This window comes from Allobranchiibius sp. GilTou38 (genome assembly GCF_017565325.1).
Classification (GTDB): Bacteria; Actinomycetota; Actinomycetes; order Actinomycetales; family Dermatophilaceae; genus Allobranchiibius; species Allobranchiibius huperziae.
The window spans coordinates 170,293-181,461 of sequence record NZ_JAGEKN010000009.1; the positions used below are offsets into that span (position 1 = coordinate 170,293).

The window sequence follows — 11,169 nt, forward strand, 5'->3', positions numbered from 1 at the left end:
TTTGAGTCCGCTGCCACCGCAGCGTGATTCGTAGACCAAGGAGATTCAATGCCTACCCCTACCAAGGGCCCCCGCGTCGGCGGCGGTCCTGCGCACGAGCGGCTCATCCTGGCCAACCTGGCCACGGCGTTGTTCGAGCACGACCGGATCACCACCACCGAGGCCAAGGCCAAGCGGCTGCGTCCGCTGGCCGAGCGACTGGTCACCTTTGCCAAGCGCGGTGACCTGCACGCCCGTCGCCGGGTGCTGACGGTGGTGCGCGACAAGGGCGTCGTACACCGTCTCTTCACCGAGATCGCGCCCGACATGGCCGAGCGCAGCGGCGGCTACACCCGGATCACCAAGATCGCTCCGCGCAAGGGCGACAACGCCCCGATGGCCGTGATCGAGCTGGTCCGCGAGACCGTCAACGCCAAGCCCAAGCGCGCGGTCGTCGCCGAGGCGGAGGGCGCCACCCGACGTTCCGCTGCCGACAAGGCCGCCGAGTCCGCCGAGTCCGCTGCACCTGCCGAGGGCAAGTACGGCGCCGACTCGGCCGCCCCGCTGGACGGCGGCGCGTCGCCCGACCCCGAGAAGTTCGTGGTCAAGGGCAACGAGGACTCGATGAAGTACCACGTCGAGGGTTCGCGGTGGTACGACTCGACCGAGGCCGAGGTCTGGTTCACCACCGCCGAGGCCGCGCATGCCGCGGGCTTCGAGCCGGCCGGTGGCGAGGCTGCGCAGTCCGGTGCCCCGGAAGAGGCGTCCGACGCCTCCTCCGAGTCCGACGACTGAGCCTGCACACCGTTTCGCCGAAGGGCCGTCACCCAGGGGGTGGCGGCCCTTCGCCGTCCCCGGGTGTGGACGACCGGGTGCTGCAGTGGGACAGCCGACGGGATGCGAGGCTGGGGGCGGCACACTTCGGCCCCTAGGAGGAATCGATGACCGATCCCAGCGACGACGGCACGACCCCTGAGCAGGATGCTCCCGCAGGCACCACCGAAGCGGACGACAAGAGGGCGCAGACGGCCTCGGCCGGAGCGACCGCGGCTGACGCGGAGTCCGCTTCGGATGACCCGGAGGCGACCGACGGCTGAGCGTGCTCCAGCCAGATCAGGGTCGTGGCGCGCCCTCTACGGCGCGCTGCGACCCTGTCGTCGTTCTCCGGGAGCCGGCGTCGCGGCCGAAGGCCCGGGCGAGCGGGACGATCCCGAGGATCAGCACCATCGGGAGGGCGAACCCGTAGCGCAGCGAATCCTTGCCGACCGCTCCGGTCATCACCGACCCCAGCACCGCACCAAGATAGTTGAACTGGTTGAAGCGCGCGATGACCGCGTCGACCCGGGCACGCTCGGCCGCGGGGTCGAGCCCGGACCCTTCGTGGGCGATGGACGCCGCCGCGGAGAAGCTCAGCGGCGCGACCACCGCGACACCGACGCCGAGGACCACGAAGCCGCCCATCGCGACGTACGAGGACGGCGCGAGGACGACGATCGCGAGCCCCACCGCGCCGAGGCACGCGCCCACCCGCAGCAGCGGCGTGGCCCCGAAGCGCGCCGCCAAGCGATCACCTGACCCACGACCGATCAGGGACGCCACGAGGTAGGGCAGCGTGGCGACCGCGACGAGTCCTCCCGGGGCGCCGAACGTGCGGTCCAGGTAGGTGGGCCCCCACGTCGTGACCGCCGTGTCGACCATGTAGAAGAGCACGAGGGCCGCGCCGACCACGAGGATGCGACGCCACGGCACCTCGACGCCCGCGGGTCCCAGGTCCGTCGGCGGCGCCGCCTCGAAGGGTCCGCTCGCCCGTAGGTACGGCAGGAAGATGGCGGCCAGGGGGAGGAGAGCGAGGACGAGCGCGGCGACGCCCAGGGACACGTGGGTCAACGCCAGCGCCAGCAGGGTGCCGAGGATGCCGCCAAGGGTCCATGCGGCGTGGAAGGTCGGCATGATCGGGCGACCCACCGCGTGCTCGAGGGTCACTCCCTGCATGTTCGTCGTGGCGTCGACCATGCCGAGCGCCCAGCCGTAGAGCGCCATCCCGATCGCGAGCAGCCACAGCCGATGACTGAACCCGACGACCGGCAGCGCGAGGAGCATGAGGGTGAAACCGACGCGTAGCGCGGTGGCGCTTCCCCGCCGGGGTGCCAGTTGCTCGGCGGTGAGGGAGCCGGCCCCGGCGGCGGCCACCAGGGCCAGCAGCAGTGCCGAGAACTCGCCCGGTCCGATGTGGAACCGGTGCTGGATCGCCGGGAGCCTGGTGCTGAGCGCGATGAAGACCAGACCCTGGGTGGCGAACCCGCCGGCCACCGCGACCCGGCGTCGGGTGAAGTCTGCGGGTGGGGGCACCAGCGCATGGTGGCACGTCCGCGGCGTACGACGGGGTCCGTTGACCGATGTGACCTCACGCGCCGCCGGATACCCTCTACGGGTGCGGCTGCGGATGGACTTCGGGTACGACGGCAGCGACTTCTCGGGGTGGGCTGCACAACCCGGTCTGCGGACCGTCGAGGAGACACTGGCGCAGGCGTGGGGGACGATCCTGCGCCAGGACGCACCCCGTCTGACCGTCGCGGGGCGCACCGATGCCGGAGTGCACGCGCGAGGCGCCGTCTGCCACCTCGACCTGGACGACGCGTCGTACGAGGGGTTGCCCGCTCGCTCACCACGGACGTCGGCCGATGCCGCCGTGCGTCGCCTGAACGGGGTGCTGCCGCGCGACGTGGTCGTCCGCCGGGTGCAGCGGGCGCCGGAGGGCTTCGACGCGCGCTTCTCGGCCACCAGCCGTCGCTACAGCTATCGGATCTGCGATGACCCGGCGACCCTCGACCCGGTCCGGCGCCGCGACACCGTCCTGGTCAAGCACCCCGTCGACGTGGGTCTGATGGACGCCGCGGCGCGGAACCTGGTGGGCCTGAACGACTTCGCGGCGTTCTGCAAACGGCGGGAGGGTGCGACCACGGTGCGCACCCTGTTGGACTACCGCTGGGTGCGCGAGGAGGACGGCACGGTGGCGGCCACCGTGCTCGCCGACGCCTTCTGCCACTCGATGGTGCGGTCGCTGGTAGGTGTCGTGCTGCCGGTCGGCGAAGGGCGTCGGGAGGTGCAGTGGCCGACTCAGGTGCTGCGCGAGCGCGGTCGCCACCCGGCGGTGACGGTCATGCCACCGCACGGTCTGTGCCTCGAAGAGGTCACCTACCCGCCCGATGACGAACTGGCGGCGCGGGCCGCGCAGTCCCGCAGGACGCGCGACCCGATCTGAGCGGCAGGCTCAGTCGGTGCTCCAGGACACCGGGCGCAGCCGCAGCCGAAGTCGGTCACCGGGACGCAGTTGAGCGAGCCGGTCGGTGTCGCGATCGGCCACCACGGCCACCACGGGGTACCCGCCGGTCGTGGGGTGGTCGGCCAGGAAGATCACCGGCGCACCGGACGGCGGCACCTGGACCGCGCCGCGGACGACGCCCTCACTGCTCAGCTGTTCGTCGCTGCGCAGGCTGAGCGTGGCGCCATCGAGGCGGATGCCCACCCGGTCGAGCTGCGGGCTGACGGTCCAGACGCCCTCGGCCAACTGCCGGGCCGCGCGCCCGGTCAGCCGGTCCTGACGCGGTCCCCATGTGGCGCGAACCTCGATGGGGGCGCCCGCCGTGTCGACACCGGCGACCGCGAGGCCGGCGGTGGGTTCATCGGACGCGGTCCCGATCGGGAGACGGTCGCCGGGCGCGAGGGGCGGGGTGCCGAGCCCGGAGGTCGGGTCGGCGGCGACGCTGCCGAAGTGCCGGGTGCCGCCGAGGCCGCCGCGCACGCAGAGGTAGGTCCGCATCCCGTGCTCCGGGATCGAGAGCGTGAGCCGCTGGCCTCGGCGTACGGCGAACGGGGTGCCGAAGGGCGCCGGCTCGTCATCGAGCGTGGCGGCGACCGGTGCGCCCGTGAGGGCGAGCAGCACGGGGGAGTCGGCGCGGCAGGCGAAGCCGCCGAGCAGCACTTCGATGCCAGCGGCGCCCGAGGGGTTGCCGAGGAGCCGATTGCCCTGCGCCAGCGAGGCGCGGTCGGCGGCACCGGAGGCGGGGACGCCGAGGTGCGCGACCCCCGGCCTGCCGAGATCCTCGACCAGCGCCTGCGGCCCGACGGCCAGCACCTCGAGCTCAGCCACGGGCAGCCACCTCGACGAAGCGCACCACGGTGCCGGCGGTCAGCCGGGCGGCAGGCGTGGTGTCCGGGTCGAAGAGCACCTGTCCGGTGTGCCCGATGAGCTGCCACCCACCGGGTGAGGGCGATGGATAGACACCGGAGTAGTCGCCGGCCAGTGCGACCGCGCCCCGAGGGATGCGGGTGCGCGGCGACTTCCGGCGGGGCACGTGCAGGCCGCCGCTGTCACCGATGAGGTAGCCGAACCCTGGCTTGAAACCGACGAATTCGACGTGCCAGCGCTGCTGCGTGTGCCGTCGTACGACCTTGTCCGGCGTGATGCCGAGATGGTCGGCGACATCGCGCAGATCGGCGCCGTCGTAGGTCACCTCCACGACGAGCTCCTCCGGCGCCCCGGTCGGCCGTGCGGGCGGGTCGGACAGTGTCAGGGCGCGCAGCCAGTCGGCGACCGACGGCACCTGCGCGGGTGTCACGACCACGACGAGCACCGTGAGATGCGCCGGGACGTATGACGCGACGGCGGCCGGGCGCGACGAGCGCAACCAGTCGTGCAGCGCGTCCCGCTCCCCGGTGGAGTCCAGCTCGACCAGGATGGCCGACTCCCCGCACGGCAGCAGTCGCATTGCCCGACCCTCAGTCCAGGAACGAGGCGATCCGCACCCCGGCTGTCGAGAGGGCTGAGCGCACCGCCCGTGCCATGGCGACGGCACCCGGCGAATCGCCGTGCAGGCACACCGAGTCCGGGGTCACCTCCACGTCCGACCCGTCGATGGAACGCACCCGCCCGGTGACGACCATCGCCACCACACGCTCGGCGACCGCTTCCGCGTCGTCGAGCACGGCGCCGGGACGGCGGCGGTCGACCAGGACGCCGTCGGCGGTGTACGCGCGGTCGGCGAACGCCTCGGCGACGGCCCGCAGACCGGACTCACGTGCCGCGGCCAGCACCGCGGATCCCGGGAGCCCGAGGATCGGCAGGCTCTCGTCGACCGCGCGGACGGCAGCCACGACCGCGGCGGCCTGCGCCTCGTGGTGCACGATCGCGTTGTAGAGCGCGCCGTGCGGCTTGACGTATGCCACCCGGGTGCCCTGAGTGCGGGCGATCCCGTCGAGCGCCCCGATCTGATAGACGACGTCCGCGAAGAGATCCTGCGGTGACACGTCGATGAAGCGGCGCCCGAATCCGGCCAGGTCGCGATAGCCGACCTGGGCGCCCACCCGTACGCCACCCGCGGCCGCGGCCTGACAGGTGCGCACGAGCGTGGCCGGGTCGCCGGCGTGGAAACCGCAGGCCACGTTCGCGGAGGTGACCAGCTCCAGCAGGGCGTCGTCGTCGCCGAGCTGCCACCGACCGAAGCTCTCACCCAGGTCGGCGTTCAGGTCGATGGTGGCGCTCACCGGGCCATTCTCACCCGGGCGGCGACCAGGGCTTGACGAAGTCGTTGGCCGGGCGCCCCTCGGCCGCGGCCGCGAGCGATGCTCCGTCGGCTCCGTCGATCTGCTCCCGGATGATGTCGGCGTGCCCGGCGTGCCGGGCCAGCTCCTCGATGTGGTGCAGCAGGTAGAACCGCTCCTTCGTGGGGGTGTCCTCCAGCACGCCGTCCCAGGGCGCCGGCGGCTCGATGGATGTGGCATCGGGATCGGCGGAGCGCACGCTGGCCAGGTAGGCCTCGGCAGCGGCGTCGAACCGCTGCAGCGCAGCCTCCAGGGTGTCGTCCTCCGCCAGGGCGAAGCTGCCGGCGAATCTGGCGAAACCCTCCGGTGTGAGCTCCGTCGTGCGAGTGCCTTCCGCATCGCGCCGCAACCTGCCCTCCATCACGTAGATCGCATGCGTGATCAGACCTCCGATGGAAAGGGTGCTGCGACAGGGCGTCTCGCGCGCCTGCGCCTCGGTCAGCCCGTACGCCGCGTTGCGGATGGCGCCGATCTGCGCGCCCAGGAAGAGCGCGACGTCCTCGTTCTCGGTGTGTACTCCCGGTGCCGGCATGATCGATCCTCTCTCGCGTGCTCCTGCCAGATCTCTCCCGTGCATCGACGATAGGAGCGGCCACCGACATCCGGCGGAGAAAACGAAATGACGCATCATGCGTCGACAGGGAGAATCGACGCCTGTGGGCCACGTGGACGTGAACGGCATCGGATATCACCTGCCCGACGGCAGGCCGCTGCTCGGCGACGTGAGCCTGCGGGTGGGTGAGGGCGCGAAGGTCGCACTGGTCGGGCCCAACGGCACCGGGAAGACCACGCTGCTGCGGATCATCTCGGGGGAGATCCAGGCCGACTCCGGTGCCGTCACCCGCACCGGGGGACTCGGCGTCATGCGCCAGTTCATCGGCAAGGTGGGCCGCGACGGCACGAGTGCCACCGTGCGGGATCTGCTGGTCGGCGTCGCCCCGCAGCTCGTGGCGCAGGCAGCGCGGGCGGTGGACGCCGCCGAGCTGGCCATGATGGAGCGCGACGACGAACCCACCCAGATGGCCTACGCCCAGGCGCTCGTCGACTGGGGTGAGGTGGGCGGCTACGAGGCCGAGATCCTCTGGGACGTCTGCACGGTCGCGGCCCTCGGGGTGCCCTACGACAAGGCGCAGTGGCGCGATGTCGCCACCCTGTCCGGCGGTGAGCAGAAGCGGCTGGTGCTGGAGGCGCTGCTGCGCGGGCCGCAGGAGGTGCTGCTGCTCGACGAGCCGGACAACTACCTCGACGTGCCCACCAAGCGCTGGCTCGAGAGCGCGCTGAACGAGTCTCCCAAGACGGTGCTCTTCGTCAGCCACGACCGGGAGCTGCTCGACCAGGTGGCCACGCGCGTCGCGACCCTGGAGCCCACCGGCGCAGGGTCGATCGCCTGGATGCACCCGGGACGGTTCGCGTCGTACGCGCAGGCACGCATAGACCGCAACAACAGGCTGGAGGAGCTGCGCAAGCGCTGGGACGAGGAGCAGGCGAAGCTCAAGGCCCTCGTGCTGATGTACAAGCAGAAGGCCGCCTACAACTCCGACATGGCGGCGCGCTACCAGGCCGCGCAGACCCGGTTACGCCGCTTCGAGGAGGCGGGGCCGCCGGAGGTCACCCCGAACGAGCAGAAGGTCACGATGCGCCTCACCGGCGGCCGGACCGCCAAGCGCGCGGTGATCTGCGAGCGCCTCGAGCTCGCTGCGGGCGGCACGTCGTCGCCGAGCGAGATCCTGATGCGACCCTTCGATCTGGAGATCTGGTACGGCGAGCGCGTGGCCGTTCTCGGGTCGAACGGGTCGGGCAAGTCGCACTTCCTGCGGCTGCTCGCAGCCGGGGGCAGCGACCCCGACCTGGAGCACCAGCCGGTCGGCGACGTGCAGCCGGATCCCGTGCTGCACCAGGGCGTCGCGCGCCTGGGCTCCCGGGTGCGGCCGGGGTGGTTCGCGCAGACCCATCAGCACCCGGCGCTGCTGCGACGCACGCTGCTGGAGATCCTGCACCGCGGCGACGAGCACCGCGACGGGATGGCTCGCGAGCAGGCGTCGCGGGCGTTGGACCGCTACGAGTTGGCGCGCTCCGCGGAGCAGACCTTCGACTCGTTGTCCGGCGGCCAGCAGGCGCGGTTCCAGATCCTGCTGCTGGAGCTGTCGGGCGCGACGTTGCTGCTCCTGGACGAACCCACCGACAACCTGGACCTGCACTCGGCCGAGGCGCTGGAGGAGGGGCTCGCGGCGTTCCAGGGCGCCGTCGTGGCGGTCACGCACGACCGGTGGTTCACCCGCGGTTTCGACCGCTTCCTGGTCTTCGGTCAGGAGGGCGACGTCTACGAATCGCACGAGCCGGTGTGGGACGAACGCCGGGTACGTCGCGCCCGCTGAGCGAGCAGGGTCGCGGCGCGCCCCATCGAGCGCGCCGCGACCCTGGCGGCGTCGGTCAGCGACCGATCAGCTGCTGCAGGAACCGGGCGTGCAGGTCGCCGAGACGCTGGCGCTGGTCCTCGGCGCGGTCCAGGAGCTGCTGCAGTCGCTCGGGATCCAGCCGGCTGTCGTGCTCGGCCAGGACCAGAAGGGTCTCCCACACGCGTGACTTGGCCTGCACGGCGGAGCTCAGAGCCTCCAGCTCGAAGACGTCGGATCCGGAGGACCGTTGCAGCAGCGCGCCGTTCGGCTTGAGACGGCCGGCGTACTCACCGAGCATGCCGACCAGCATGGTGAGGGACAGCTGCCGGATCCGCAGCGCCGTCATCATCGAGCCGAGTGCGGAACGGTCCTCGCCGACCTCCACGCGCAACTGCGCGACCTCCTCGCGCACCGTCTCGTCGCTGTGGCCGTTCGCGACGCGGTCGAAGAGCTGAACACCCGCCGTCGCCCCGGCGAAGTGGTCACGCAGGTAGAACGGCAGCCAATCGCTCTCGTCGGACGCGCTCACGGCTTGAGGACCACCTTGACGCATCCGTCCTGCTTCTTCTGGAACATGTCGTACGCCGCGGGTGCGTCCTCCAGCGACGGCCGGTGGGTCGCGAGCTCGGCCAGTCCGAACGGGTCGGCGGGGTCCTCCACGAAGGGCATCAGGTCATCGATCCAGCGCTTCACGTGGCACTGGCCCATCCGGATGGAGATGCCCCGGTCGAACATCTCCATCATCGGCAGCGGATCGGCCTCGCCGCCGTAGACGCCGCTGACCGACACGGTGCCGCCTCGGCGCACGCCCTTCATGGCGGTGATGAGCGCCGCGGTGCGGTCCACCCCGGCCTTGTCGGTGAACGGCTTGGCGATGATGTCCGGAAGGTGGCCGGCCGCGGTGATCGCGGTCTCCAGCAGCGGCGACCCGTGGGCCTCCATGCCCACGGCGTCCAGCACGCTGTCCGGGCCGCGGCCGTCGGTGCGGTCGAGCAGCTCGGCGGCCACGTCGTCGGACTGGCTCATGTCGAGGACCTCGATGCCGAACCTGGCGGCCGCGTCGAGGCGTTCGGGGACCAGGTCGACCCCGATGACCCGCAGGCCGCGCTGGTGGGCGATCCGGGTGGCGAGCTGACCCACCGGGCCGAGACCGAGAACCGCGATCGTGCCGCCGTCGGGGACCTCGGCGTACTCCACGCCCTGCCAGGCGGTCGGCAGGATGTCGGACAGGTAGAGGTAGCGCTCGTCGGGGCCGTCGCCCTCGATCTTGATCGGACCGAACTGGGCCTGCGGCACCCGCAGGTACTGCGCCTGTCCGCCGGGCACCGCGCCGTACAGGTCGGTGAACCCGAAGAGGCTGGCGCCCTTGCCCTGGGACTTCACCTGGGTGGTCTCGCATTGGGCCACCAGCCCGCGCTCGCACATCCAGCAGTGCCCGCACGAGATGTTGAAGGGGATGACGACCCGGTCACCGGGCGCGATGTGGTGCACGTCGGAGCCGACCTCCTGCACCACACCCATGGTCTCGTGGCCGAGGACGTCGCCGGGGTGCAGGAACGGCCCGAGCACCTTGTACAGGTGCAGGTCGGATCCGCAGATCGCCGTCGAGGTGACCTTGATGATCGCGTCCGTCGGTGCCTGGATGCCCGGATCCGGCACGGTCTCGACGCTGACCTTTTCCGTGCCCTGCCAGGTGAGTGCTCTCATGTGGTGCCGTCCGTCCGCGCGGCGTACGCCGCATTCATCGTGCTCGTGTCCGCGCAGCTGATCGCAGGCGCGGCCATGGTGGGGGTACCCGTCCGGCAGGCAACCCCAAACATCACCGACGGGGGAGACCGCGAAACTGCGGGTCACGGGAGGCGACCGTGGAACCGACGGACGCCGGTCGGTCAACCGATGACCCCGACCGCCCGCGCCACGACCAGCAGGGAGGTGAGCAGTGCAGCCGTGGCCTGGGTTCCCATCAGCAGCTTGGCGCGGCTGGTCAACGGCATCGTGTCCGTGGGGCTGAATGCGCTGGAGTTGGTCAGTGACAGGTAGAGGTAGTCCACGAAGACCGGCCGCCAGTTGCTGGTGATCGACGAGGTCCGCGCCACCTCGGCGGCCGCGTCATGGTTCTCGTCCTGGGAGAAGCGCCAGTCGGCCGACGGGAGCTGTGAGCGGGGAGCCTCGCGGCGGCGTACCGGACCACCGCGGTCCAATTCCCAGTAGAGCAGCGCGAATCCGATGACGTTGGTGGCCCACACCTGCAGTCCGCCATAGAGGAGGTCGTGGCTCTTGGCGGCGTGGACGACGGCGTGCACGAGCATGCCGAGCGCGACCAGGTTCGCCACGATCAGCAACCCGCACTGGAAGATGGACAGCCACCCCGACCAGCGCGTCTCGCGGGTGAGCCGCCGGGGGTTGGTGGCGACCAGTGCGATGAGCAGCAGGATCTCGATCGCCGGGATGACGAACCGTGGGGCGAAGAGCAGGGTGTTGGGCAGCAGCGCGTAGAGCGCGATCGCCACCAGCACGGCGATCGTCGGCGGCAACCGGTGCTCGTAGCCGCCCGCGCCGCGGTCGTCATCACTCAAGGTGACGCCCGTACCGGCCGCGACGAACCGATCAGCACGTCTCCCAGTACTTCTGCGCGCCAGGCACTTCCAGCGGCTTCATCGTGGCGCGCCCCGGCGCGACCATGTGGTTGTCGGGTACGTCGAAATTGACCACCGCGCCCGCGCCGATGAAGCTTCCGGACCCGATCCGGATGCCGCCCACGACCGTCGCACCGGCCCCGATGATGACGTGCGAACCGATGGTGGGCACCGCATCGTCGCCTCCCCAGCGCACCGCGTAACCCAGCGTGACGTGCTGGTAGATCAGGGCCGGGCCCTCGAAGACCACGTGCTCGTCGACGATGGTCCCGAGCCCGTTGTGCATGAACGTGACGTCGTCCGGCAGCGCGAGACGGCCGGGGATGTCTGCGGTGAACACCAGTCTGTTCACCGCGTCGACCGCGAGGCCGAGGCGGCGGTGACCCTTCTCGTGCAAGCGGTACCCGATCCGCAGCGAGGTGTTGAGTCGCCGGTGCATGCTGTCCTGCGGACGGATCGCCGGCCTGACGGATCCGTCACTGGCAGTCATGCGGACGAGGGTAGCCGCTGGGATGCTGGATCCCAGGGTGTCACCACCATGACGACGGTGCGTACCG

At 71.2% G+C, this 11,169-nt stretch carries 13 protein-coding genes; 4 read left to right on the top strand and 9 right to left on the bottom strand.

What is annotated here, in order from left to right:
• The first annotated feature begins 48 nt into the window (after window positions 1-48).
• Window positions 49-774 carry a 50S ribosomal protein L17 gene (gene rplQ, locus JOB34_RS13750; protein ID WP_208053214.1) on the top strand — a complete coding sequence of 242 codons (726 nt, stop codon included), beginning with the start codon at window positions 49-51 and terminating at the stop codon, window positions 772-774.
• Window positions 775-920: 146 nt separating this feature from the next.
• Window positions 921-1,076 (top strand): hypothetical protein, encoded by a 156-nt coding sequence (locus JOB34_RS13755; RefSeq protein ID WP_208053215.1) that lies wholly within the window; start codon window positions 921-923, stop codon window positions 1,074-1,076.
• A 16-nt stretch (window positions 1,077-1,092) separates the two neighbouring features.
• On the opposite strand, the gene JOB34_RS13760 is transcribed toward JOB34_RS13755, so the two are convergent.
• Window positions 1,093-2,328 carry an MFS transporter gene (locus JOB34_RS13760; protein ID WP_233767021.1) on the bottom strand — a complete coding sequence of 412 codons (1,236 nt, stop codon included), beginning with the start codon at window positions 2,326-2,328 and terminating at the stop codon, window positions 1,093-1,095.
• 82 nt (window positions 2,329-2,410) lie between these two features.
• On the opposite strand from JOB34_RS13760, the gene truA reads away from it, so the two are divergent.
• On the top strand, window positions 2,411-3,241 hold the full coding sequence (gene truA / locus JOB34_RS13765; protein WP_347813866.1) for a tRNA pseudouridine(38-40) synthase TruA: 831 nt from the start codon (window positions 2,411-2,413) through the stop codon (window positions 3,239-3,241).
• Window positions 3,242-3,250: 9 nt separating this feature from the next.
• On the opposite strand, the gene JOB34_RS13770 is transcribed toward truA, so the two are convergent.
• From JOB34_RS13770 to JOB34_RS13785, 4 genes are read right to left on the bottom strand one after another with little or no spacing between them, the layout of a single operon-like run.
• On the bottom strand, window positions 3,251-4,129 hold the full coding sequence (locus tag JOB34_RS13770) for a biotin-dependent carboxyltransferase family protein (protein WP_347813867.1): 879 nt from the start codon (window positions 4,127-4,129) through the stop codon (window positions 3,251-3,253).
• Window positions 4,122-4,748, bottom strand: coding sequence for a carboxyltransferase domain-containing protein (locus JOB34_RS13775; RefSeq protein ID WP_208053216.1), 627 nt, complete (start codon window positions 4,746-4,748; stop codon window positions 4,122-4,124). The genes JOB34_RS13770 and JOB34_RS13775 overlap by 8 nt, the downstream gene beginning before the upstream one ends.
• A gap of 10 nt (window positions 4,749-4,758) precedes the next feature.
• Window positions 4,759-5,523, bottom strand: a complete 765-nt coding sequence (locus JOB34_RS13780; protein ID WP_208053217.1) for a 5-oxoprolinase subunit PxpA — start codon at window positions 5,521-5,523, stop codon at window positions 4,759-4,761.
• 10 nt (window positions 5,524-5,533) lie between these two features.
• Window positions 5,534-6,112, bottom strand: coding sequence for a DUF664 domain-containing protein (locus JOB34_RS13785; RefSeq protein WP_208053218.1), 579 nt, complete (start codon window positions 6,110-6,112; stop codon window positions 5,534-5,536).
• Between the two features lie 124 nt (window positions 6,113-6,236).
• Here JOB34_RS13785 and JOB34_RS13790 point away from each other — a divergent pair, with 124 nt between their 5' ends.
• Window positions 6,237-7,955: an ATP-binding cassette domain-containing protein gene (locus tag JOB34_RS13790; RefSeq protein ID WP_208053299.1), complete on the top strand. Its 1,719-nt coding sequence runs from the start codon at window positions 6,237-6,239 to the stop codon at window positions 7,953-7,955.
• Window positions 7,956-8,010: 55 nt separating this feature from the next.
• On the opposite strand, the gene JOB34_RS13795 is transcribed toward JOB34_RS13790, so the two are convergent.
• The 4 genes from JOB34_RS13795 to JOB34_RS13810 all read right to left on the bottom strand — a co-directional run bounded on the left by JOB34_RS13795 (window position 8,011) and on the right by JOB34_RS13810 (window position 11,102).
• Window positions 8,011-8,505, bottom strand: a complete 495-nt coding sequence (locus tag JOB34_RS13795; RefSeq protein ID WP_208053219.1) for a hypothetical protein — start codon at window positions 8,503-8,505, stop codon at window positions 8,011-8,013.
• Window positions 8,502-9,683, bottom strand: a complete 1,182-nt coding sequence (locus JOB34_RS13800) for a zinc-dependent alcohol dehydrogenase (RefSeq protein ID WP_208053220.1) — start codon at window positions 9,681-9,683, stop codon at window positions 8,502-8,504. Before JOB34_RS13800 ends, JOB34_RS13795 begins: the two co-directional genes overlap by 4 nt.
• Before the next feature lie 182 nt (window positions 9,684-9,865).
• Window positions 9,866-10,552, bottom strand: coding sequence for a hypothetical protein (locus JOB34_RS13805; RefSeq protein WP_208053221.1), 687 nt, complete (start codon window positions 10,550-10,552; stop codon window positions 9,866-9,868).
• Between the two features lie 31 nt (window positions 10,553-10,583).
• Window positions 10,584-11,102, bottom strand: a complete 519-nt coding sequence (locus JOB34_RS13810) for a hypothetical protein (RefSeq protein ID WP_208053222.1) — start codon at window positions 11,100-11,102, stop codon at window positions 10,584-10,586.
• Between the last annotated feature and the right edge of the window lie 67 nt (window positions 11,103-11,169).

Bases quoted from the DNA above. Each gene is read 5' to 3' on its own strand.
- rplQ (WP_208053214.1), top strand. From the start codon at position 49: ATGCCTACCCCTACCAAGGGCCCCCGCGTCGGCGGCGGTCCTGCGCAC.
- JOB34_RS13755 (WP_208053215.1), top strand. From the start codon at position 921: ATGACCGATCCCAGCGACGACGGCACGACCCCTGAGCAGGATGCTCCC.
- JOB34_RS13775 (WP_208053216.1), bottom strand. From the start codon at position 4,748: ATGCGACTGCTGCCGTGCGGGGAGTCGGCCATCCTGGTCGAGCTGGAC.
- JOB34_RS13785 (WP_208053218.1), bottom strand. From the start codon at position 6,112: ATGCCGGCACCGGGAGTACACACCGAGAACGAGGACGTCGCGCTCTTC.
- JOB34_RS13800 (WP_208053220.1), bottom strand. From the start codon at position 9,683: ATGAGAGCACTCACCTGGCAGGGCACGGAAAAGGTCAGCGTCGAGACC.
- JOB34_RS13810 (WP_208053222.1), bottom strand. From the start codon at position 11,102: ATGACTGCCAGTGACGGATCCGTCAGGCCGGCGATCCGTCCGCAGGAC.